Genomic DNA, 21,404 nt, shown 5'->3' on the forward strand with positions numbered 1-21,404 from the left:
CGTGAAACGATGGGCCCGTGACCGTACCGAACACACCTCCGGATCCCCTGCGCGCGGCTGCGGGCACCGACGCGGACACCGCCGGCCAGGGCCCGGCCGCCGCCCCGAACCCGTACGCGCCGCCGCCGGCCCCGGACGCCGCGGGCATCCCGCCCCTGCCGGCGGGCGCGCACACCGGCCCGGAGCGGCAGCCGGTGCTGGAACGGCTGCGGCCCGAGCTGAAGGTCGGCGCGATCACGCTGCTGGTCTGCCTGGTGCTCGGCGTGGCGATGGCCGCCCTTTGGGCGTGGCTGGCGCCGAAGGTGCCGCTGGTGGTCGACGGCAACAAGATCCTCTACGGCGACCCGGAGGGCGAGCAGCGGGCCGGCGCCGACAGCGTCTTCGTGCTGATCGGGCTGGGCATGGGCATCCTGACCGCGCTCGGGGCCTTCCTGGTCACCCGCCGCCGCGGCGGCGGGATCGCGGTCGCGGTCGGCCTCGCGGTCGGCGGCCTGCTGGCCTCGGTGGGTGCGTGGTCGCTGGGCCGCCGGCTCGGCCCGGGCAGCGACCTGGTCGCCGAGGCCCGGCGGGTCGGCAACGGCGGGCACTTCAACGCCGACATCGACCTGGGGGCGTACGGGGCGCTGCTGGCCTGGCCGATGGCGGCGATGGTGGTGCTGCTGGCGCTGTCGGCGGCGTTCGGCAAGCGCGAGGAGGACCCGCCGCCGTACTGGGCCGGGCCGTACGACGCGCCCCGGCCCGTGGACGCGCAGCCGGGCGTACCCCCGGGGACGCCGCCGGGCTCGGCGGGGCAGCCGCAGGACGCGCTGCCGCAGGAGGAGCACAAGCCCTGACGCCGCGCCCCGGCCCTCGGCCCGGGGGTCAGCGGCCGATCGGGGCCGTCAGGGCGCCGGTGACGGTGACGAGGTCGGCGGGGGCGAGTTCGACCTCCAGGCCGCGGCGGCCGGCCGAGACGTAGACCGTCGGGTGGGCGAGGGCGCTGTCGTCCAGCACGGTGCGCAGCGGGCGGCGCTGGCCGAGGGGGGAGATGCCGCCGAGGACGTAGCCGCTGCTGCGCTCGGCGGCGGCCGGGTCGGCCATCACCGCCCGCTTGCCGCCGACCGCCGCGGCGAGCGCCTTGAGGTCCAGCCGGCCGGCCACCGGGACGACGCCCACGGTCAGGACACCGTCGACGTCGGCGACCAGCGTCTTGAAGACCCGGTCGGCGGAGATGCCGAGCGCCTCGGCGGCCTCGCCGCCGTAGGAGGCGGCGGCCGGGTCGTGCTCGTAGGCGTGCACGGTGAACGCGACGGCGGCGTGCTCGAGGGCGACCGTGGCGGGGGTGCCCTGGCCGCCCTTCCTGGGCTTCTTGGCCATGGTGGAGGTCTCCGGGAACGGGAAGGCGGGCTCGGGAGGCGGGCTCAGTTCGGGCTGAACGACTGGCGGGTGAGGTCCACCGCCGGGAGCGAGGGCAGCCAGCTGAGTACGGCCGTCTCGCGCCGCAGCAGCTCCAGCTCGCTGCGCAGCCGCTGCGCGGTGTCGGGGCAGGCGAGCAGCCCCTGCTTGACCGGGGTCTCGAACACCGAGGCGGCGGCCACCAGGTAGGAGAGCACCTGCGGGTCGTCCGGGAGCTCCTGGTGGCCGACCGTGCTGGCCTCGCGGGCGCCGGCCAGCCGCTTCTGGTAGGCGCGGAAGGCCCGTTCGACGCCGGCGGCCAGCACGCTCGCGCCCTCGCCGGGCTCCTCCTCGATCGGCTCGATCTCGCCGGTCAGGTACGGTCCGCCGGTGTCGACCGAGCGGAGCCGGAACCGGGTGGTGCCGGTGACCAGCAGTTCGTACCGGCCGTCGGGCTGTTCCTGGGCGGAGGCGACGTCGGCGACGCAGCCGACGTGGTACAGGGCCTCCAGCGGGTCGCCGGTGGCGGTGCCGAGGCCGTCGAGCGGTCCGGCCGGGCCGTCGTCGGGGCGGACCGGCGCGACCTCGCGGCCGTCCTTGATGGCGAGCACGCCGAACCGGCGCGGCTCGTCCTCGGGGAGGGCGAGCAGATCGGCCAGCAGACGGCGGTAGCGCTCCTCGAAGACGTTCAGGGGCAGCACCAGGCCCGGGTAGAGCACGGTGTTCAGCGGGAAGAGCGGCAGCCGTTCTGTCACGGCGGACAGCGTAGTTCCCCGAGCGGTGAATACGCCCGGGGGTTATCCGCGCTGGAGCATCCGGGTGGCTCCGGCGGCGACGGTGGTGGCGAGGATCCAGCCGACGATCACCAGGCCTGAGGCGACCCACTGGTCGGCGCCGCCGGGGTTCCAGCCCTGCTGGCCGAGGTCGACGACGGGCAGCAGCTGGCCGAGGGCGTACAGCACCGGGTCCCAGTGCGGCCGCTCGTCGGCCTTGAGCGGCTGCAGCTGGTGGGTGGCGAAGTAGATGCTGCCCAGGGCCCAGGCGAGGAGCAGCCAGAGCGCGGCCCGGCCGGGGCGGAAGCCGTAGCCGACGGTGACGTCCTGGATCCGGCCCCAGATCCGGGCGGGCAGTGGCAGGGTCTGCCGGCGGCGGCGCTGCTTGGCGTAGAGCACCTCGCGGGCGTCGTCGTCGGCGCCGTCGCGGCGCAGGGCGGCGGCCAGCTGCTCGTAGGACTCGGGCTGGAAGTCCACCGAGGAGCCCTCCAGCCAGGCGATCCGCTGTTGGACGGTGAACGGGACGGCCGGGCGCAGGCACTCGTAGGTGAAGCCGGTGAGGCCGAGCTGCTTGCCCTGCGGCCAGGAGCCGGGCGCGTCGACCAGGTTGCCGACCCGGGCGCGGGAGAGCGAGACGGTGCCGCCGTCGGGGAAGCGGCAGGTGAACCGCAGCTCGGGGGTCTGGATGCGGCGCAGGGCCAGCTCGTCGTCCGGGCCGAGGCGGAACTCGGCGTCGGAGAGCAGGCAGGCGGCCTCGAACCGGCCGTCGGAGAGCCGGACCCGCCCGTGGGCCCGGAACGGGGTGCTGGGGGCGCCGGCCGGCGGTATCTCGCCGTAGCCGGAGCCGTAGTAGGTCTGCGAGCCGTACCAGCCGCCGTCCGCCGAGCCGCTGAGGTACAGGGTGTGGCCGACAGTGACCCGGACCAGGTTCAGCGCGGTGTGGTTCTCCGGGACGGCGTGCAGCTGGGCGCCGCGCAGCGAGAGCCGGCCGCCGATCCGGCCGGTGCGCAGGCTGACCTCGCCGCGGGACTCCAGCCGGTCGGCCTCGAAGTCCTGGCTGACGGCCATGCCGTCGGCGGAGAGCGCCCGGCCGAACCGGTCGCCGCCCAGCACCGCCTGGTTGAGCAGCAGGTCGGTGCCGATCCGGGCGTCGGTGAGCCGGACGCCCTCGGGTATTCGGCAGCGGGCCAGGTGCAGATCGCCGGAGGTGGCGAGGCGGGAGGCCTCCAGGCGGGGGATCAGACAGCTGACGAACCGCAGCGTGCCGGCCTCGGCCTCGGAGATCAGGATCTTCTGCTCGAAGCGGCAGTCGTGCACCTCGACGTAGTGGCCGATGGTGGCGCCGGCCAGCCGCAGCGGGCCGGTGACCCTGATGCCGGTCAGCTTGAGCGAGGCGACCCGGCCGGGGGCGGCGGCCGGCCCGGCCAGCAGCAGCCGGGAGAGCACCTCGGCGCGGACCGTGCGCTCCGGGCCCCAGGCCGCCCCGCCGAACGGGTCGTCCTGGTCGGCGTCGCCCGTGCGCAGGTCGTACACCCCGCCCTGCCGGAACGCCTCCCACAAGCCCTGCTCCACCGGCGTCCAGCCGTCCGGTGCCCGCTCCGCCATCGTTCCCCCGTCTCCCCCGGTCGTCTCGCCTTTCGTATCACGGACTGAAATGCGGGGCCGTCGGTTCCGGCCACTCCTTACACTGGGTGGCGTGATCTCTCGAATCGACCTGCGCGGATCCCTCGACGACCCGCGCGACCTGCTGCCCCGTGCCGACTTCGACGTCGCGGCCGCCCTGGAGACGGTGCGGCCGATCGCCGAGGACGTGCACCATCGCGGGGTCGCGGCACTGATCGAGATCACCGAGCGGTTCGACGGTGTGCGGCTGGAGTCCACCCGGGTGCCCGCCGGGCAGATCGCCGAGGCCCTGGAGACGCTGGACCCGAAGGTGCGCGCCGCGCTGGAGGAGTCGATCCGCCGCGCCCGCCTCGTCCACGCCGACCAGCGCCGCACCGGACACACCACCCAGGTGGTGCCCGGCGGCACGGTCACCCAGCGCTGGGTGCCGGTGGACCGCGTCGGCCTGTACGTGCCGGGCGGCCTGGCCGTCTACCCGTCCTCCGTCGTGATGAACGTGGTGCCGGCCCAGGAGGCGGGCGTCCAGGGCATCGCGGTGACCTCGCCGCCGCAGAAGGCCTTCGGCGGCCGGGTGCACCCGACGATCCTGGCGGCCTGCGCGCTGCTCGGCGTCACCGAGGTGTACGCGGTCGGCGGCGCCCAGGCGGTCGCCATGTTCGCGCTCGGCACCGAGGAGTGCGAGCCGGTCAACATGGTCACCGGCCCGGGCAACATCTACGTGGCCGCCGCCAAGCGCTACTTCGCCGGCCGCATCGGCATCGACTCCGAGGCCGGCCCGACCGAGATCGCCGTCCTCGCCGACGACAGCGCCGACCCGGTGGACGTCGCCGCCGACCTGATCAGCCAGGCCGAGCACGGCCCGACGTCCGGCTCGGTGCTGGTCACCGACTCGACCGGGCTGGCCGACGCGGTGGAGGCCGAGCTGAAGACGCAGGTCGCCCGGACCAAGCACAGCGAGCGGGTGGCCGAGGCCCTGGGCGGCCGGCAGTCCGGCATCATCCTGGTCGACTCCCTGGAGCAGGGCCTTCAGGTCGTCAACGCGTACGCCGCCGAGCACCTGGAGATCCAGACCCGGGACGCGCACGCCGTCGCCGCGAAGGTCCGCAACGCCGGCGCGATCTTCATCGGCCGGTGGACGCCGGTCTCGCTGGGTGACTACGCGGCCGGCTCCAACCACGTGCTGCCGACCGGCGGCTGCGCCTGCCACTCCTCCGGGCTCTCCGTGCAGACCTTCCTGCGCGGCGTCCAGGTCGTCGAGTACGACCGCGAGGCGCTGGCCGGCATCGCCGCGCACGTCGTCAACCTCGCCGACGCCGAGGACCTGCCCGGTCACGGTGACGCGATCAAGGCCCGATTCGACTGGAGTGTGCCGGGCGCGTGAAGATCGACGACCTCCCCATCCGCGACGAGCTGCGCGGACAGACCCCGTACGGCGCCCCGCAGCTGGACGTGCCCGTCCAGCTGAACACCAACGAGAACCCGTACCAGCTCCCCGAAGAGCTGGTGGCCAGGATCGCCGAGCGCGTCGCCGAGGCCGCCCGCAACCTCAACCGCTACCCCGACCGGGACGCGGTCGAGCTGCGCGAGGGCCTGGCCGCCTACCTGACCAGGACCACCGGCTTCGCCCGCACCCGCGAGCAGGTCTGGGCCGCCAACGGCTCCAACGAGATCCTCCAGCAGCTGCTCCAGACCTTCGGCGGCCCCGGCCGCACCGCGATCGGCTTCGAGCCCTCGTACTCGATGCACGCCCTGATCTCCCGCGGCACCGGCACCGACTGGATCTCCGGCCCGCGCAACGAGGACTTCACCATCGATGTGGAGGCCGCCGTCGCGGCCATCGCCGAGCAGCGGCCCGACGTCGTCTTCGTCTGCTCGCCGAACAACCCGACCGGCACCGCCGTCGCCGCCGACACCGTGCTGCGGCTCTACGAGGCGGCGCAGGCCGCCCGGCCCAGCCTGGTGATCGTGGACGAGGCCTACGTCGAGTTCTCGCACCGCGCCTCCCTGCTGCCGCTGCTGGAGGGCCGCCCCAACCTGGTGGTCACCCGCACCATGTCCAAGGCCTTCGGCGCGGCCGGCCTGCGCCTGGGCTACCTGGCCGCCGACGCGGCCGTGGTGGACGCGGTGCAGCTGGTCCGCCTGCCGTACCACCTGTCGGCCGTCACCCAGGCCACCGCGCTGGCCTGCCTGGAGCACACCGACACCCTGCTCGGATACGTCGGCCGGCTCAAGGCCGAGCGCGACCGGCTGGTCGACGCGCTGCGCGCACTGGGCCTGGAGGTGACCGACTCGGACGCCAACTTCGTCCAGTTCGGCCGCTTCGCGGACGCCCACGCCGTCTGGCAGGCCATCCTCGACCGCGGCGTCCTCGTCCGGGACAACGGTGTCCCCGGGTGGCTGCGCGTCACCGCCGGCACCCCCGCCGAGAACGACGCGTTCCTGGACGCCGTCCGTACCGCCCTCCCTCCCTCCTTGCCCGCCCTCGGGCAGGCGGGGCCCAGGCCCACCCCCACCCTTGATAGTGCGCGCTCCGCGCGCGCAGCCAGTCAGGAGCTGTAACCCCGCATGACCCGCATCGGACGCGTCGAACGCACCACCAAGGAGACCTCGGTCCTGGTCGAGATAGACCTCGACGGCACCGGCAAGACCGACATCTCCACGGGCGTCGGGTTCTACGACCACATGCTCGACCAGCTCGGCCGCCACGGCCTCTTCGACCTCACCGTGAAGACCGACGGCGACCTGCACATCGACACCCACCACACCATCGAGGACACCGCCCTCGCGCTGGGCGCCGCCTTCAAGCAGGCGCTCGGCGACAAGGTGGGCATCTACCGCTTCGGCAACTGCACCGTGCCGCTGGACGAGTCGCTCGCCCAGGTCACCGTGGACCTCTCCGGCCGCCCCTACCTGGTGCACACCGAGCCGGAGCACATGGCGCCGATGATCGGCAGCTACGACACCACCATGACCCGGCACATCCTGGAGTCCTTCGTGGCCCAGGCGCAGGTCGCCCTGCACGTCCACGTACCCTACGGACGCAACGCCCACCACATCGTGGAGTGCCAGTTCAAGGCGCTGGCCCGGGCGCTGCGCTACGCCGCCGAGCGCGACCCGCGCGCGGCCGGCATCCTCCCCTCGACCAAGGGTGCGCTGTGAGCAAGTCCGCTGTCGTCCTCATCTTCGCCGGACTCTTCCTGGCGGGCGGGGTGATCTCGTTCTGGAAGCAGAAGATTCCGAAGGGCGTCATCGCCGTGCTCGCCATAGGCTCGGTGCTCTGCCTGGCCTCCGGCGTCATGCGCCTGTGACGGCGCCGTACAGAGCCGCTTCGGAAACCGCCGAGTAGCCGCCAAGACCACGTGGCCCCCGAGGCTGCGCAGTCGCCAAGAAGATGGACACCTGAACATGGGCAAGAACGTCGTCGTACTCGACTACGGGTCGGGGAACCTCCGCTCGGCCCAGCGCGCAGTCGAGCGCACCGGCGCGACCGTCACCGTCACCTCCGACTTCCGGACCGCCATGGAAGCGGACGGCCTGCTCGTCCCCGGCGTCGGCGCCTTCGAGGCCTGCATGCGCGGGCTGAAGGCCGTCCGCGGTGACTGGCTCATCGGCCGCCGCCTCGCCGGGGGCCGCCCGGTCATGGGCATCTGCGTCGGCATGCAGATCCTCTTCGAGAAGGGGGTCGAGCACGGCGTGGAGACGGCCGGCTGCGACGAGTGGCCGGGCACCGTCGAGCCGCTGGACGCGCCGGTCGTCCCGCACATGGGCTGGAACACCGTGGACGCCCCCGAGGGCAGCCGGATGTTCGCCGGGATGGACGCCGACACCCGCTTCTACTTCGTGCACTCCTACGGGGTGCGCACCTGGGACCTGGAGGTGCACAGCGCGCGGATCAACGCCCCGCTGGTCACCTGGTCGACCCACGGCCAGCCGTTCGTCGCCGCCGTCGAGAACGGCCCGCTCTGGGCCACCCAGTTCCACCCCGAGAAGTCCGGCGACGCCGGCGCCGCCCTGCTGACCAACTGGGTCAACACCCTCTGACGATCTGAGAGTTGTCAACACCATGAGCCGCCTCGAACTGCTCCCCGCCGTCGACGTCCGGGACGGCCAGGCCGTCCGCCTGGTCAAGGGCGCCTCCGGCACCGAGACCTCCTTCGGCGAGCCGCTCGCCGCCGCCCTCGCCTGGCAGAACGCCGGTGCCGAGTGGCTCCACCTGGTCGACCTGGATGCCGCCTTCGGCACCGGCTCCAACCGCGACCTGCTCCGCGAGGTCACCGGCGCGCTGGACATCAAGGTCGAGCTCTCCGGCGGCATCCGCGACGACGAGTCGCTGGCCGCCGCCCTCGCCACCGGCTGCACCCGGGTCAACCTGGGCACCGCCGCGCTGGAGAGCCCCGAGTGGGTCGCCAAGGTCATCGCCGAGCACGGTGACAAGATCGCCGTCGGCCTCGACGTGGTCGGCACCACCCTGCGCGGCCGCGGCTGGACCCGCGACGGCGGCCAGCTCTTCGACGTGCTGGCCCGCCTGGACGCCGAGGGCTGCGCCCGCTACGTCGTCACCGACGTCAACCGGGACGGCACCCTGACCGGCCCCAACCTCCAGCTGCTGCGCGACGTCTGCGCCGCCACCGACAAGCCGGTCGTCGCCTCCGGTGGCGTCTCCTCGCTGGACGACCTGCGCGCCATTGCCACGCTGGTCGGCGAGGGAGTCGAGGGCGCCATCGTGGGCAAGGCACTCTACGAGCAGAAGTTCACCCTCGAAGAGGCCCTGGAGGCGGTTTCAGGATGACGGAACGTCAGATCGTACGCGGCCGGCTCGCCGGATTCTCCCCCTGGGAGGGGCAGTTCGGCTACTCGCGGGCGGTCGCGGCCGGGGACCACGTGCACGTGGCCGGCTCCACCGCCTGGGTCGACGGGAAGATCGAGCACGAGGGAGACCCGTACGGGCAGACCCTCGCCGCCTTCGGCGTCGGCCTCCAGGCCCTGGCCGCGTACGGCCTGACCGCGGACGACGTGGTCCGCACCCGGATGTACATCACCCACGTCCGCGACGCCGACGAGGTGGGCCGCGCCCACCGCACCCTCTTCGACGCCGCCCGCCCGGTCGCCACCATGGTGGTGGTCGCCGGACTGATCGACTCCCGGATGATGGTCGAGGTCGAACTCGACGCCTACCGCGCCGGGCTCGCAAGCACCCTGGAAGGCAAACAGCCGTGACCCTCGCAGTACGAGTCATCCCCTGCCTGGACGTCGACGCCGGCCGAGTGGTCAAGGGCGTCAACTTCCAGAACCTGCGCGACGCCGGCGACCCGGTCGAGATGGCCAAGCTCTACGACGCCGAGGGCGCCGACGAGCTCACCTTCCTCGACATCACCGCCTCCTCGGGGGACCGCGAGACCACCTACGACGTGGTGCGCCGCACCGCCGAGCAGGTCTTCATCCCGCTGACCGTCGGCGGCGGCATCCGCGCCGTCGAGGACGTCGACAAGCTGCTGCGGGCCGGCGCCGACAAGGTCGGCGTCAACACCGCGGCGATCGCCCGCCCGGAGCTGATCCGCGAGATCGCGCAGCGCTTCGGCCGCCAGGTGCTGGTGCTGTCGGTGGACGCCCGGCGCTGCCCGGAGGGCACGGAGACGCCGTCCGGCTTCGAGGTCACCACCCACGGCGGGCGCAAGGGCACCGGCCTGGACGCCGTCGAGTGGGCCGGCCGGGCCGCCGATCTGGGCGCGGGCGAGATCCTGCTCAACTCGATGGACGCGGACGGCACCAAGGACGGCTACGACCTGGACATGATCCGGGCCGTCCGCAAGACCGTCTCCGTCCCGGTGATCGCCTCCGGCGGCGCCGGCAAGGCAGCCGACTTCGCCCCGGCGGTGGAGGCCGGCGCGGACGCGGTGCTGGCCGCCAGCGTCTTCCACTTCGGCGACCTGCGGATCGGCGAGGTCAAGGCCGCGCTGCGCGAGGCCGGCCACCCCGTACGGTGACGCGCGAGGGCCCGCCCACCACGATGTGTTCCCTCGTGGTGGGCGGGCCCGCTCTTCTCCGCGCTCAGGACTCCTTCGGCGGCTCGCCCTTGATCAGGGCGAACGGCGCGCCGAACGGGTCCGCCAGCCAGGCGATCCGGCCGACGTCCGGGACCTGCTCCGGGCCCATCATCACGGTGCCGCCGGCCGACCGCCCCCGCTCGACCAGCTCGTCCACCACCTCGGTGGCGAAGTACGGCGTCCAGGACGGCGGCTGGCCCTCGCCCATCACCGGTGCGATGCCGCCGAAGCTGGTGGCCCGCTGGTCGCCGTCGGCGGTGGAGAGCACCAGGTACTCCATGCCCGGTGCCGGGAACTTCTCCGAGCGCCAGCCGAAGAGCGTCCGGTAGAAGCCGAGGCCGGCCGCCGGGTCGGTGGTGTGCAGCTCCACCCAGACCAGCGCGTTATCGGTGGACACCGCGTCCAGGCCCTGGGTGGTGCCCGCCTGCCAGATCGCGAACCGGGCGCCCTGCGGGTCGGTGACCTGGGCCATCCGCCCGGCCTCCATGACGTCGAACGGCGCGACCCGGACGGCGCCGCCGGCCTGCTCGACGGCCTTGGCGGTGGCGTCCGCGTCCGGCGCCTTGAAGTACGTCGTCCAGGTGGACTTCGCACCCTCCTCGGTGAGCGGCCCGACGGCGGCCACGGTCTTGCCGTCGGCCTGAAGGAAGCCGTAGCCGCCGGCCTCCGGGCCGAGAGCCTGGAACGTCCAGCCGAACACCGCGCCGTAGAAGGCGGCGGCCGCGGCAGGGTCCGGGCTGCCGAGGTCGATCCAGCAGGGCGTGCCGGTGGGAAAGTCGGTGGTGAGCATGGGGTGGTGCTCCTTCGACGGGAAGGGACGGCCGGGCGGGTTCGTGGGGGCGTGGACGCACCCCACCCCGGCCATCTGCGAGTCTGCACCCCGGTACCGACATCCGCAGCCGGGGCGCCGCCGACGCGCCGCAGGCCCCCGGCCGTGCGGGGGACTCCCGCTACGCGCCGGCCACGGGCTCCGCCGGCGGCAGCGGGAGCACGTGCCGCAGGGCGGTGACGGCGTCCGGCGGACCGTCCACCGACAGCTCAGTCCGCTCGCCGCGGCCGTAGACGAACAGCACCAGCTCGCCGGGCTCGCCGGTGATCCGCACGGTCGGAGCGCCCGCTGGGCCGACGGTCACGCTCTGCCCGTCCGGGCGGCGCAGCTCCAGCCGGGCGGGGGAGCGGCGGCCCGCCTCCAGCCGGGCCAGCAGGGGCAGCCGGCGCCAGAGCGCCGCGGCCCGCCCCGGCGGCACCGCCTGCGGCTGCCACTGCGGGCCCGCGCGGCGGACGTCCTCGGCGTGGACGAAGTACTCGACGGTGTTGGCGGCCTCGTCGGCGCCGGGCAGGGCGAACAGCGAGAGCAGCGGCGGCCCGGACCGGAACCGCCGCACCAGCTCCTCGTAGGGGCGCTCGGCGTACCCGCTCTGGACCTGGTGGGTCCAGCCGGCCAGCGGGCCGAGGCGGATGCCCGCCGCGGCGTCCGGCCGGCTCTCCCGGACCACCAGGTGGGCGGCGAGGTCCCGGGTGGACCACCCGGCGCAGAGGGTGGGCGCGTCCGGCCCGGCGGCGGCCAGCAGTGCGGCCAGCCGGTGGCGCTCGGCGAGGGCGTGGTTCGACATGGCCACAGCGTAGGGCGTGCCGGTCGGCGTGGCGGACGGCGTGTCGGCCGGCCCTACTTCAGGTGGCCCGTGAGCCGGGTGCCGCCCGGGTGGTTGCTGGCCGTCAGGGTGCAGGTGTAGTCCCGCCAGCCCTGCTGGTAGAAGGTCATCGACGGGCCGAACGGGTAGCCGTAGTACGGCCCGCCGCCGCCCTGGCGGGCGTCCGCCGCGGCCTGGGCCTCCTTGCAGCCGTCCCGCATCGCTTTGCTGATCTGGCTGTCGCCGGTCAGCCCGTCCGGGAGCTGCGGGTTGCCGATCGCCTCGCCGTCGTGCGCGCCCTCGCAGGGGCGCGCCTCCGGCTTGGTGACCGACTTGTTCAGCTGCGGGTGGTCGAAGCAGGAGCCGGCCGTGAAGAAGGTGTACGGCACCGCCTTGGTGGGTGTCGGGGTCGGCGTGGGCGTGGGGGTGGGCGTCGGGACCGGGGTGCTGACGCTCGGGGCGGGCGGGGGCGGCAGTGCGGCCGGCTTCTTCTCCGGCCAGAGCAGCACGGTGGCCACCACCGCGAGCAGCACGGCCAGCACGGCGAAGACGGCGAGGACCAGGCCCCGCGACGGACGGGCGGCGCCGGCCCCGGCCGGCTGCGCGGAGACCGACGGCCCGGGGCCCGACTGCCCGGGGGGCGGCTGCTCGGAGGTCATGGCCACGAGGATGGCCCACGCCGGGGCCGCCCGACAGGCGGTTGGCACAACTCGTACGAGCAGACCGGCTCCGTGCGCGGGAGTCGGCTAGGCTTCCCGGCGGCACGACACGATCCCAGGAGTAGGCGGATGCGCGTCGGAATCACCGGTCACCGGGGCCTGTCGGGGGGCATCACCGAGATGCTGGTCCGCGGGGACCTCTGGAAGCTGGTCACCACCTTCGGCCCGTACGAACTGGTCGGCGTCACCTGCGCGGACGAGGGCCCGGAGACCTGGTTCGCCGACTCCGTGCTGGAGCACGGCGGCAAGCTGGAGGTCATCGTCCCCGCCGGGGCACCCGTCGTCGGCCGCGCCGACCACACGCACCGGGGCACCCGGCTGCGGCTGATGAACGAGGCCAACGCCGTCCACCGGCTGGCCGCCGCCGAGCACGGCGGCCCCGGTGACGACACCGGGCGGGCCGTGGTCGGAATGATCGACGAGCTGATCGCGGTCTGGGACGGCGGATCCGGCAGCGAGCCCGCACGGGTCGCCGAACTGGCCCGACGGGCCGGGCTGTTCGTGCACCGGATCTGGCCGGCCGGCTGCGAGCGGCCGCACTGAGCGGCCGGGGCCTGCGCCGGCGGGGCCGCTCCCCGGGGCGGTGGCGGCCCCGGGCCGGGATCCGGACGGGGGACCGCCGGGCCGGGCCGGGCTGACACAATGGCCCCATGTCCACCCCCGCCACCCCCACCACACCCGCCACCCCCGGCTCCACCGCCCTGGACCCCGCGATCGCCGCGCGGCTCAAGCGCACCGACGACGGCCTGCTCCCGGCCATCGCGCAGCAGTACGACACCGGCGAGGTGCTGATGCTGGGCTGGATGGACGACGAGGCGCTGCACCGCACCCTCACCACCGGCCGCTGCACCTACTGGAGCCGCAGCCGCCGCGAGTACTGGGTCAAGGGCGACACCTCCGGCCACGTCCAGCAGGTCAGGTCGGTCGCGCTGGACTGCGACGGCGACACCCTGCTGGTCAGGGTCGACCAGACCGGCGCCGCCTGCCACACCGGCGACCGCACCTGCTTCGACGCCGACGTGCTCCCGCTCTCCTGACCTCTCCTACCCCGTAAGGTGCCGCCCGCCATGGACCTCGAAGCCTTCCGCAAGCTCGCCGTCGACACCCGGGTCATCCCGGTCACCCGCAGGCTTCTCGCGGACGGCCTCACCCCGATCGGCCTCTACCGCAGCCTCGCCGACGAGCGCCCCGGCACCTTCCTGCTGGAGTCCGCCGAGCAGGGCCGCAGCTGGTCCCGGTACTCCTTCGTCGGCGTCCGCAGTGGAGCCGTGCTCACCGCCGGCGAGGACGGCGGGGCCCGCTGGCACGGCGCCCCGCCGGTCGGCATCCCCACCACCGGCGACCCGCTCCAGGTGCTGCGCGCCGCGCTGGAGACGCTGCACACCCCGCGCCGCACCGACGACGGCCTGCCCCCGCTCACCGGCGGCCTGGTCGGCTACCTCGGGTACGACGTCGTGCGCCGGCTGGAGAAGCTGCCCGACCTCAACCCGGACGACCTGAAGCTCCCCGAGCTCACCATGCTGCTGGCCACCGACCTCGCCGTGCTCGACCACGCCGACGGCACGGTGCTGCTGATCGCCAACGCGGTCAACCACAACGACCTGACCACCGGCGTCGACGAGGCCTACGCGGACGCGGTGGCTCGGCTCGACGCGATGGAGGCCGACCTGCGGGGGCCGGTCGACCCGGGCCTGGCCACCTTCACCCCGTCCGGTCCCGGTGAGGTCCGCTCGCCGTTCGGCGGCGAGCCGTACCGGGCCGCCGTCGAGGAGGTCAAGGAGCGGATCCGGGCCGGCGAGGCGTTCCAGGTGGTGCCCTCGCAGCGGTTCGAGGCGCCCTGCCCGGCCTCCGCGCTGGACGTCTACCGCGTGCTGCGCACCACCAACCCCAGCCCGTACATGTACCTGTTCCGCTTCCCCGGCCCGGACGGCGGCGCCGAGGGCGGCTTCGACGTCGTCGGCTCCAGCCCGGAGGCGCTGGTGAAGGTCACCGAGGGCGAGGCGATGGTGCACCCGATCGCCGGCACCCGGCACCGCGGCGCCACCCCGCACGAGGACTCCGAGCTGGCCGCCGAGCTGCTCGCCGACCCCAAGGAGCGGGCCGAGCACCTGATGCTGGTCGACCTGGGCCGCAACGACCTCGGGCGGGTCTGCGAGCCGGGCAGCGTCGAGGTGGTCGACTTCATGCAGATCGAGCGGTACAGCCACGTCATGCACATCGTCTCCACGGTGACCGGCAAGGTGGCCCCCGGGCGGACCGCCTTCGACGTGCTGACCGCCTGCTTCCCGGCCGGCACCCTCTCGGGCGCGCCGAAGCCGCGCGCGATGCGCATCATCGAGGAGCTGGAGCCCACCCGCCGGGGCCTGTACGGCGGCTGCGTCGGCTACCTGGACTTCGCCGGGGACTCCGACACCGCGATCGCCATCCGCACCGCCGTCCTGCGCGACGGCACCGCGTACGTCCAGGCGGGCGCGGGCGTGGTCGCCGACTCGGACCCGCACGGCGAGGACACCGAGTGCCGCAACAAGGCCGCCGCTGTCCTGCGGGCCGTGGCCACGGCGAATACGCTCCGCCCGCCGCTATCGTGAGGACGGCGCCGAGTGGCTGAGGAAGGCGGCGAGGATGACCTCGACGACTACGGCGAGTGCCTGGGACGCTCTTGAGGGCGTGAACCTTCCGAAGGGTTACCGGGTGGAGATCACGGATGGAAGGATCATCATGACGCCGCAGGGGGAGAGCCGGTGGGAGGTGATCCTCAGCGCATCGCCCCAGATCAAGGAGCAACTCGCGGGTCACGGGCGGATCATGTCGGGCGTCATGATCGACTTCCCGTCCACGCTCTTCGGCTATGCCCCCGACTTGGCGGTGATCGCTCCGGGGGCCGGGCACAACAGTCGAGGGCGTTACGAGTGGCACGATGTCGAGGCCGTGCTCGAAGTGGCCTCGCCGTCGGGTCAGGACAAGGACTACGTCACGAAGGTGCGGGTCTATGCGGAGTGCGGGATTCCGATTTACGTGGTGATCGATCCGGCGGACGGGAACTGTACGGTACACACGGCTCCGTCCCGCAGCGGTGCGTACCGGGAGGCGGAACGAGTGCCGTTCGGAAACGACCTTTTTCTGCCGCTCGGTGATCGGACGCTCGTGGTGGAGACCGATGAGTTCCCGATCGAGCGGCCCACCCCGGGTAAGGCGTGAGACATCAGTCGGGGGATAGTGGACGGGTGAGCGTTCCTGACCAGTCCCGTGCCGAGACACAGTCCACCCCTGCCGAGGCGAAGCCCGGGCGGCGCACGCTCGGCCTGATGTTGCTGCTGACCGTGCTGGGCGCGGTGCTGGTGCTGACCGCCGCCGGCCGGGTCTGGGCCGAGGGCGCGGCCGGCACCCTGGAGGTGTCCGTCACCGGCGGGAAGATCTCCGAACTGCCCGGCGGGCTGGCGCTGGTGGCGCTGGCCGCAGCTGTCGCGGTGTTCGCGGTGCGCGGCGCCGGCCGGATCGCGGTCGGCCTGCTGACGCTGCTGGCCGGCCTCGGGGCGGCGGCCGCGGCAGCGGCGGGGGCCGGCGACACCGCCGCGCTGGACACCGAGGCGGCCCGCAAGCTCGCCCTCTCCAGCACCACCGCGACCGAGGTCGCCCACACCACCTGGCCCTGGGTGGCCCTGCTCGGCGGGCTGCTGCTGGCGCTGGCCGGGCTGCTCACCGCCCGGTACGGGCGCGGCTGGCCGGCCATGGGCAGCCGCTACGAGGCGCCCACCCGCAAGGCGCCGGCGAAGGCCGCGGAGTCCCCGGCCGACCTCTGGAAGGCGCTGGACCGCGGCGAGGACCCGACCGCGGTCTGAGACGACGCACTGCGCCCGCGCGGCGTCGCACCGCGCCGGGGGCGCCGCGTGGCGGTGTGACCCGATAGACGAGCACCCGCCTTGGGGCGCCGCCGTGCGGCCCGGCACAATGGAACACGTCAACCCGCCAGGGGCCGGCAGGCCCGGCCGGGCCCCGGAGAGCCAAGGAGCACCATCAGATGGCAGCAGCAGCACACGGTCACACCCCCGCCGCCTGGACCGGCGTGACCATCGCCTTCGTCGGCTTCGCGATCGCGGGCGTCGCGATGATCCTCCCGTCGGTGCTGCTGGTCTGTGCCGGCCTCGCGGTCGTCCTGCTCGGCGGCGTGGTCGGCAAGGCCATGGCGATGGCGGGCATGGGCAGGCAGCCCAGCACGATGGTGTACACCCACGAGGAGCAGGCCGCGCTGGCCACCGCCTGATCTCGCGGCACCTTGTGAACGGCGGGCGTCAACGCCCGCCGTTTTCGTTTCCCCGATCGGTGTCACGGTGCCCGCCGGGCGTGCCGGGCGGGCACAATCATGGGCGTGACCGCCTCCTCCACCGCCTCCGCCCGGCCGCCCGTCCTGCGCCGGCTGGGCGCGCCGCTGACCGCCCTGGCCGCGGCGACCGTCCCCACCGTGTTCGTCGCCGTGGTGGACCCGAACGCCCCCGGGCACTACCCGACCTGCCCGTTCCTGGCTTTCACCGGCTGGTGGTGCCCCGGCTGCGGGGGGCTGCGCTGCGTCCACGCGCTCGCCCACGGAGACCTCAGTGGCGCGCTGCACGACAACGCGCCCGCGGTGCTGCTGTTCGCCGTCCTGGCGGTGCTCTGGGTGCGCTGGGTGTGGGCGGCGGTGAGCGGCGGGCCCGCGCCGGGGCTCGCGCTCGGTGCGCGGCGCTGGGCGCTGGTGGCGCTGCTCCTGCTGGTGTTCACGGTGGTGCGCAACCTGCCGATCGGGGCCGGGCTGGCACCGCCGCTGGTCTGACCCGGCCGTCGGTGTGGGGACGGTGAAATCGCAGCTCGGAGCTGCCCCGGGGGCGTCCGTTCCGCGAGACGCGCGCCGGGCGGATGCGCTGCGCGCCCCCCTTGCCGATACCATCGAAGGGCCGGGGGCCCACTGGCCGTCCGGCTCCTCGCTAGCAGAACTAGCAGACATGATGGGGGCGCTTGCGTGAGTGTGCTCGACTCGATCATCGAAGGGGTCCGCGAGGACCTCGCCGAGCGGCAGGCCCGGGTCTCCCTGGACGAGCTCAAGGAGCTCGCCGCCAAGGCTCCGGACGCCAAGGACGGCGTCGCCGCCCTCCGGGGCGAAGGCGTGCGGGTGATCTGCGAGGTCAAGCGCTCCAGCCCGTCCAAGGGCGCACTGGCCGCGATCGCCGATCCGGCGGCCCTGGCATCCGACTACGCGGCCGGCGGCGCCGCCGCGATCAGCGTCCTGACCGAGCAGCGCCGCTTCGGCGGGTCGCTCGCCGACCTGGACGCCGTCCGCGCCGCGGTGGACACCCCGCTGCTGCGCAAGGACTTCATCGTCACCGCCTACCAGCTCTGGGAGGCCCGCGCCCACGGCGCCGACCTCGCGCTGCTGATCGTCGCCGCCCTCGACCAGCCGGCCCTGGTGTCGCTGATCGAGCGCGCCGAGTCGATCGGCCTCACCCCGCTGGTCGAGGTGCACGACGAGGAGGAGATCGCCCGCGCGGTGGACGCCGGCGCGAAGATCATCGGAGTCAACGCCCGCAACCTCAAGACCCTCGAGGTGGACCGCAACACCTTCGGCAACGTCGTCCACGCGATCCCGGACAGCGTCGTCAAGGTCGCCGAGTCCGGGGTGCGCGGCCCGCTGGACGTGATCTCCTACGCCAACCTGGGCGCCGACGCGGTGCTGGTCGGCGAGTCCCTGGTGACCGGCAAGGACCCGCGCGCCGCCGTGGCCGACCTGGTCGCGGCCGGTGCCCACCCCGCCCTGCGGCACAAGGACTGACCCCGCCGCCATGAAACTCGCCTCCCGTCTCGCCCCCGGCTGCCGCCCGCGCGGCTGCCGCGCGCCCGCACGCCGGGTGCTGGGCAGGCGGGTGCGCTACGTGATCGGCTGCGAGCCCGGGCAGGTGCAGGGCCGGCGATGGCGCAGGACGCGCGGCTGACCAGCCGTTCCGACGTCACTGTCGTCATCTTCCAGAAGGACTTCACCATGTCCGAGAAGGACTACCTGCCCGGCGCCGAGGTGCCGGACGCCCGCGGTTACTTCGGTGCCTACGGGGGCCGCTTCATCCCGGAGGCGCTGGTCGCCGCCGTGGAGCAGGTCGCCGAGGAGTACGAGAAGGCCAAGGCCGACCCGGCGTTCGCCGCCGAGCTGGACGGGCTGCTCAAGGACTACACCGGCCGCCCCAGCCCGCTCACCGACGTGCACCGCTTCTCCGCGGAGGCGGGCGGCGCGCGCATCCTGCTCAAGCGCGAGGACCTCAACCACACCGGCTCGCACAAGATCAACAACGTGCTGGGCCAGGCGCTGCTCACCCGGCGGATGGGCAAGACCCGGATCATCGCCGAGACCGGCGCCGGGCAGCACGGCGTGGCCACCGCCACCGCCTGCGCGCTGTTCGGCTTCGACTGCACCATCTACATGGGCGAGGTCGACACCCAGCGCCAGGCGCTGAACGTCGCCCGGATGCGGATGCTCGGCGCCGAGGTGGTGGCCGTGAAGTCCGGCAGCCGCACCCTCAAGGACGCCATCAACGAGGCGTTCCGCGACTGGGTCGCCAACGTGGACTCCACCCACTACCTGTTCGGTACCGTGGCGGGCCCGCACCCGTTCCCGATGATGGTCCGCGACTTCCACCGGGTCATCGGCGTCGAGGCGCGCCAGCAGGTCCTGGACCGGACCGGCCGGCTGCCGGACGCCGTCGTCGCCTGCGTCGGCGGCGGCTCCAACGCGATGGGCATCTTCCACGAGTTCATCCCTGACGCGGGCGTGCGCCTGATCGGCTGCGAGGCGGCCGGCGAGGGCGCCGAGACCCCGAAGCACGCCGCCACCCTCACCAAGGGCGACCCGGGCGTGCTGCACGGCTCCCGCACCTACGTCCTGCAGGACGAGGACGGCCAGACCATCGAGTCGCACTCCATCTCGGCCGGCCTGGACTACCCGGGCGTCGGCCCGGAGCACGCCTGGCTGAAGGACACGGGCCGGGCCGAGTACCGCCCGGTCACCGACGACGCCGCCATGCAGGCGCTGCGGCTGCTGTCCCGCACCGAGGGCATCATCCCGGCCATCGAGAGCGCCCACGCCCTGGCCGGTGCCCTGGAGCTGGGCCGCGAGCTCGGGCCCGAGGCCACCATCCTGGTCTCGCTCTCCGGGCGCGGCGACAAGGACATGCACACCGCGGCCGAGTACTTCGGCCTGTACGACGAGGCCGGCAACAACCCGGCCGGCGACAACGGCGACAACGGCGACAACGGGGCCGACGGCGCCGGCAACGGGGGTAAGTGACCATGGCTTCGAAGCTCAGCGGCATCCTGGCCGCCGCCAAGGCGGAGAACCGCGCCGCGCTGATCGGCTACCTGCCGGCCGGCTTCCCGAGCGTCGACGGCGGCGTGCGCGCCGTCAACGCGCTGGTCGAGGGCGGCTGCGACATCGTCGAGGTCGGCCTGCCGCACTCCGACCCGGTGCTGGACGGCCCGACCATCCAGACCGCGGACGACATCGCGCTGCGGGCCGGTGTGCGGATCAAGGACGTGCTGCGCACCGTCCAGGAGGTGGCCGGTGCCCACCCCGGGGCGGCGGTGCTGGTCATGACCTACTGGAACCCGGTCGAGCGCTACGGCCCCGCGCGGTTCGCCGCCGACCTGGCCGCCGCCGGCGGCGCCGGCTGCATCCTGCCGGACCTGCCGGTGGAGGAGTCCGAGGAGTGGCGCAAGGCGGCGGACGAGCACGGGCTCGACACCGTCTTCGTGGTCGCCCCGAGCAGCAAGGACAAGCGCCTCGCCGAGGTGACGGCGGCGGGCTCCGGCTTCGTCTACGCGGCCGCGGTGATGGGCGTGACCGGCTCCCGCGCCCAGGTCGGTGACCTCGCCGAGGACCTGGTCGCCCGTACCCGGGCCACCACGGCGCTGCCGGTCTGCGTCGGCCTCGGCGTCTCGACGGCCGACCAGGCCGCCCAGGTGGCCGGCTTCGCCGACGGCGTGATCGTCGGCTCGGCCTTCGTCCAGCGGATCCTGGACGCCGACGGTGACGAGCAGGCCGCACTGGCGGCCGTCCGCACCCTGGCCGGCGAGCTGGCGGAGGGCGTCCGCCGCCGGTAGGCACACCCGCTCCGTGACGGCCCGCCGCCCCCTCCACCGGGGGCGGCGGGCCGTCGTCGTTCCCGGGTGGAACCCGAACGGGTGAACAGAGGCGCTCTGACGCACCAGCGGGGGTTGACCGGCGTTGAGTGGAGGGACGAGTGCACGAACGACGTGCGCGGGGGCGTGAGACGAACGGAAGGGGTCCGCCGGTGCCGGGTCTCCAGCGAGCGGTCCTGCTGCGGGCGGCCGCGGCCGTGCTGGCGCTGGGTGCCGCAGTCGGGGCGGACCACACCGTGGTGGGGGAGGCGCTGGCCAAGCGGGGTGCGGAGCGCGCCGAGCGGGAGGCGTACGTGTGCGCGCAGGCGGCCCGGGCGGACGCGGTGGCCAGGGCCGCGCGGTCGCATCTGCTGGGGCGCCCGGCGCTGGACGGCCCGGGGCGCCCGCCCGGCTGCGGCACCGGCGGCCGCTAGCGCGGATTCGGACAGAACCTTATAAGCCGTCACTCTTTCGGCTTAATTCCTGAATATGGAGGAACCGCCCTTCATCTCTTACGGTTCATCAGGAAGTGAAGGTGTTTCCCGAGGGGGTTACCTCTATGGCGGCCGGCCCGGCGGTGCGGCGCAGCAGCGTGGTGTGGACGGAATGGGTCGGTACGGCGGTGCGGCTGGGCCTCGCTGTGGTCTGGGGCTGGGCCGGTCTGGCCAAGATCTCCGACCCGGCAGCGGCCGCCCAGGCCGTGCGCGCATACGAGATCCTGCCCGAGTCGCTGGTCAAACCGGTGGGCTACGCGCTGCCGTTCCTGGAACTGGCGCTCGCGGCGCTGCTGGTGATCGGGCTGGGGGTGCGGCTGGTGGCCGCAGTCTCCGCGCTGCTGCTGCTCGCCTTCATCGGGGGGATCGCCTCCGCCTGGGCCCGCGGCATCTCGATCGACTGCGGCTGCTTCGGCGGCGGCGGGGCGGTGGACGCCTCGCAGACGGAGTACCTCCAGGAGATCCTGCGCGACACCGGCTTCCTGCTGCTGGCCGGCTGGCTGCTCTGGCGGCCCCGCACCAAGTTCTCCGTGGACGGCTGGCTGGCGACCTGACCGGCAGGCACCCCGCACCCACCCCCGACCCTGGCCCTCCCCCCGATTGTGGATGTCAA

General features: G+C 73.8%; 28 protein-coding genes. 22 read left to right on the top strand and 6 right to left on the bottom strand.

Annotation, left to right across the window (positions count from 1 at the left end):
* The first annotated feature begins 17 nt into the window (after positions 1-17).
* Positions 18-833 (top strand): hypothetical protein, encoded by an 816-nt coding sequence (locus OG286_RS28635; RefSeq protein WP_396319348.1) that lies wholly within the window; start codon positions 18-20, stop codon positions 831-833.
* Between the two features lie 28 nt (positions 834-861).
* Here OG286_RS28635 and ybaK read toward each other — a convergent pair whose 3' ends face one another.
* The 3 genes from ybaK to OG286_RS28650 are packed head-to-tail and all read right to left on the bottom strand — an operon-like array spanning position 862 to position 3,752.
* Complete coding sequence (gene ybaK / locus OG286_RS28640; RefSeq protein WP_396319347.1) at positions 862-1,356, bottom strand: Cys-tRNA(Pro) deacylase; 495 nt, start codon at positions 1,354-1,356, stop codon at positions 862-864.
* 44 nt (positions 1,357-1,400) lie between these two features.
* On the bottom strand, positions 1,401-2,129 hold the full coding sequence (locus OG286_RS28645; protein WP_396319346.1) for an LON peptidase substrate-binding domain-containing protein: 729 nt from the start codon (positions 2,127-2,129) through the stop codon (positions 1,401-1,403).
* Positions 2,130-2,171: 42 nt separating this feature from the next.
* Positions 2,172-3,752: an oxidoreductase gene (locus tag OG286_RS28650; protein ID WP_405359561.1), complete on the bottom strand. Its 1,581-nt coding sequence runs from the start codon at positions 3,750-3,752 to the stop codon at positions 2,172-2,174.
* A gap of 91 nt (positions 3,753-3,843) precedes the next feature.
* On the opposite strand from OG286_RS28650, the gene hisD reads away from it, so the two are divergent.
* The 8 genes from hisD (at position 3,844) to hisF (ending at position 9,754) form a co-directional block, all read left to right on the top strand.
* Positions 3,844-5,151, top strand: coding sequence for a histidinol dehydrogenase (gene hisD / locus OG286_RS28655; RefSeq protein WP_396319344.1), 1,308 nt, complete (start codon positions 3,844-3,846; stop codon positions 5,149-5,151).
* Positions 5,148-6,329 (top strand): histidinol-phosphate transaminase, encoded by a 1,182-nt coding sequence (locus tag OG286_RS28660; RefSeq protein WP_396319343.1) that lies wholly within the window; start codon positions 5,148-5,150, stop codon positions 6,327-6,329. Before hisD ends, OG286_RS28660 begins: the two co-directional genes overlap by 4 nt.
* A 6-nt stretch (positions 6,330-6,335) precedes the next feature.
* Positions 6,336-6,929 (top strand): imidazoleglycerol-phosphate dehydratase HisB, encoded by a 594-nt coding sequence (gene hisB, locus OG286_RS28665; protein ID WP_396319342.1) that lies wholly within the window; start codon positions 6,336-6,338, stop codon positions 6,927-6,929.
* Positions 6,926-7,078, top strand: coding sequence for a hypothetical protein (locus OG286_RS28670; RefSeq protein WP_396319341.1), 153 nt, complete (start codon positions 6,926-6,928; stop codon positions 7,076-7,078). The genes hisB and OG286_RS28670 overlap by 4 nt, the downstream gene beginning before the upstream one ends.
* Positions 7,079-7,175: 97 nt before the next feature.
* On the top strand, positions 7,176-7,811 hold the full coding sequence (gene hisH, locus OG286_RS28675) for an imidazole glycerol phosphate synthase subunit HisH (RefSeq protein WP_396319340.1): 636 nt from the start codon (positions 7,176-7,178) through the stop codon (positions 7,809-7,811).
* 22 nt (positions 7,812-7,833) lie between these two features.
* The gene (gene priA, locus OG286_RS28680) at positions 7,834-8,559 is read left to right on the top strand and encodes a bifunctional 1-(5-phosphoribosyl)-5-((5-phosphoribosylamino)methylideneamino)imidazole-4-carboxamide isomerase/phosphoribosylanthranilate isomerase PriA (RefSeq protein ID WP_148645547.1); all 726 of its coding nucleotides are present in this window, start codon (positions 7,834-7,836) and stop codon (positions 8,557-8,559) included.
* On the top strand, positions 8,556-8,987 hold the full coding sequence (locus OG286_RS28685; RefSeq protein ID WP_396319339.1) for a RidA family protein: 432 nt from the start codon (positions 8,556-8,558) through the stop codon (positions 8,985-8,987). The genes priA and OG286_RS28685 overlap by 4 nt, the downstream gene beginning before the upstream one ends.
* The gene (gene hisF, locus OG286_RS28690; protein WP_396319338.1) at positions 8,984-9,754 is read left to right on the top strand and encodes an imidazole glycerol phosphate synthase subunit HisF; all 771 of its coding nucleotides are present in this window, start codon (positions 8,984-8,986) and stop codon (positions 9,752-9,754) included. Before OG286_RS28685 ends, hisF begins: the two co-directional genes overlap by 4 nt.
* A 64-nt stretch (positions 9,755-9,818) precedes the next feature.
* Here the strand turns inward: hisF and OG286_RS28695 are convergent, their stop codons facing one another.
* The 3 genes from OG286_RS28695 to OG286_RS28705 all read right to left on the bottom strand — a co-directional run bounded on the left by OG286_RS28695 (position 9,819) and on the right by OG286_RS28705 (position 12,104).
* Positions 9,819-10,604 carry a VOC family protein gene (locus OG286_RS28695; protein WP_405365865.1) on the bottom strand — a complete coding sequence of 262 codons (786 nt, stop codon included), beginning with the start codon at positions 10,602-10,604 and terminating at the stop codon, positions 9,819-9,821.
* A 160-nt stretch (positions 10,605-10,764) separates the two neighbouring features.
* Entirely contained in the window at positions 10,765-11,427 is a 663-nt protein-coding gene (locus tag OG286_RS28700; protein ID WP_396319336.1) for a TIGR03085 family metal-binding protein, read from the bottom strand.
* 53 nt (positions 11,428-11,480) lie between these two features.
* Positions 11,481-12,104 carry a hypothetical protein gene (locus tag OG286_RS28705; RefSeq protein ID WP_396319335.1) on the bottom strand — a complete coding sequence of 208 codons (624 nt, stop codon included), beginning with the start codon at positions 12,102-12,104 and terminating at the stop codon, positions 11,481-11,483.
* Between the two features lie 129 nt (positions 12,105-12,233).
* On the opposite strand from OG286_RS28705, the gene OG286_RS28710 reads away from it, so the two are divergent.
* The 13 genes from OG286_RS28710 to OG286_RS28770 all read left to right on the top strand — a co-directional run bounded on the left by OG286_RS28710 (position 12,234) and on the right by OG286_RS28770 (position 21,345).
* Complete coding sequence (locus tag OG286_RS28710; protein ID WP_405365866.1) at positions 12,234-12,707, top strand: hypothetical protein; 474 nt, start codon at positions 12,234-12,236, stop codon at positions 12,705-12,707.
* A gap of 107 nt (positions 12,708-12,814) precedes the next feature.
* On the top strand, positions 12,815-13,201 hold the full coding sequence (hisI, locus tag OG286_RS28715) for a phosphoribosyl-AMP cyclohydrolase (protein ID WP_396319333.1): 387 nt from the start codon (positions 12,815-12,817) through the stop codon (positions 13,199-13,201).
* 30 nt (positions 13,202-13,231) lie between these two features.
* On the top strand, positions 13,232-14,752 hold the full coding sequence (locus tag OG286_RS28720) for an anthranilate synthase component I (protein ID WP_405365867.1): 1,521 nt from the start codon (positions 13,232-13,234) through the stop codon (positions 14,750-14,752).
* A 34-nt stretch (positions 14,753-14,786) separates the two neighbouring features.
* Positions 14,787-15,362: a Uma2 family endonuclease gene (locus tag OG286_RS28725; RefSeq protein ID WP_396319331.1), complete on the top strand. Its 576-nt coding sequence runs from the start codon at positions 14,787-14,789 to the stop codon at positions 15,360-15,362.
* Between the two features lie 26 nt (positions 15,363-15,388).
* Positions 15,389-16,003: a TIGR02234 family membrane protein gene (locus tag OG286_RS28730; protein ID WP_405365868.1), complete on the top strand. Its 615-nt coding sequence runs from the start codon at positions 15,389-15,391 to the stop codon at positions 16,001-16,003.
* A 179-nt stretch (positions 16,004-16,182) separates the two neighbouring features.
* Positions 16,183-16,425 (top strand): HGxxPAAW family protein, encoded by a 243-nt coding sequence (locus tag OG286_RS28735; protein ID WP_396319329.1) that lies wholly within the window; start codon positions 16,183-16,185, stop codon positions 16,423-16,425.
* A gap of 99 nt (positions 16,426-16,524) precedes the next feature.
* Positions 16,525-16,971 (top strand): DUF2752 domain-containing protein, encoded by a 447-nt coding sequence (locus tag OG286_RS28740; protein ID WP_405359555.1) that lies wholly within the window; start codon positions 16,525-16,527, stop codon positions 16,969-16,971.
* A 186-nt stretch (positions 16,972-17,157) separates the two neighbouring features.
* Positions 17,158-17,964 (top strand): indole-3-glycerol phosphate synthase TrpC, encoded by an 807-nt coding sequence (trpC, locus tag OG286_RS28745; RefSeq protein ID WP_396319327.1) that lies wholly within the window; start codon positions 17,158-17,160, stop codon positions 17,962-17,964.
* Positions 17,965-17,974: 10 nt separating this feature from the next.
* Entirely contained in the window at positions 17,975-18,124 is a 150-nt protein-coding gene (trpM, locus tag OG286_RS28750) for a tryptophan biosynthesis modulator TrpM (protein WP_174315761.1), read from the top strand.
* 47 nt (positions 18,125-18,171) lie between these two features.
* Entirely contained in the window at positions 18,172-19,467 is a 1,296-nt protein-coding gene (trpB, locus tag OG286_RS28755; protein ID WP_405366085.1) for a tryptophan synthase subunit beta, read from the top strand.
* A 2-nt stretch (positions 19,468-19,469) separates the two neighbouring features.
* Positions 19,470-20,279: a tryptophan synthase subunit alpha gene (gene trpA, locus OG286_RS28760; RefSeq protein ID WP_396319326.1), complete on the top strand. Its 810-nt coding sequence runs from the start codon at positions 19,470-19,472 to the stop codon at positions 20,277-20,279.
* 191 nt (positions 20,280-20,470) lie between these two features.
* Complete coding sequence (locus OG286_RS28765; protein ID WP_396319325.1) at positions 20,471-20,731, top strand: hypothetical protein; 261 nt, start codon at positions 20,471-20,473, stop codon at positions 20,729-20,731.
* Positions 20,732-20,856: 125 nt separating this feature from the next.
* Positions 20,857-21,345, top strand: a complete 489-nt coding sequence (locus OG286_RS28770; protein WP_396319324.1) for a MauE/DoxX family redox-associated membrane protein — start codon at positions 20,857-20,859, stop codon at positions 21,343-21,345.
* Positions 21,346-21,404: the final 59 nt, after the last annotated feature.

Origin of the sequence: Kitasatospora sp. NBC_00039 (assembly GCF_045160625.1) — a bacterium.
Classification (GTDB): domain Bacteria; phylum Actinomycetota; class Actinomycetes; order Streptomycetales; family Streptomycetaceae; genus Kitasatospora.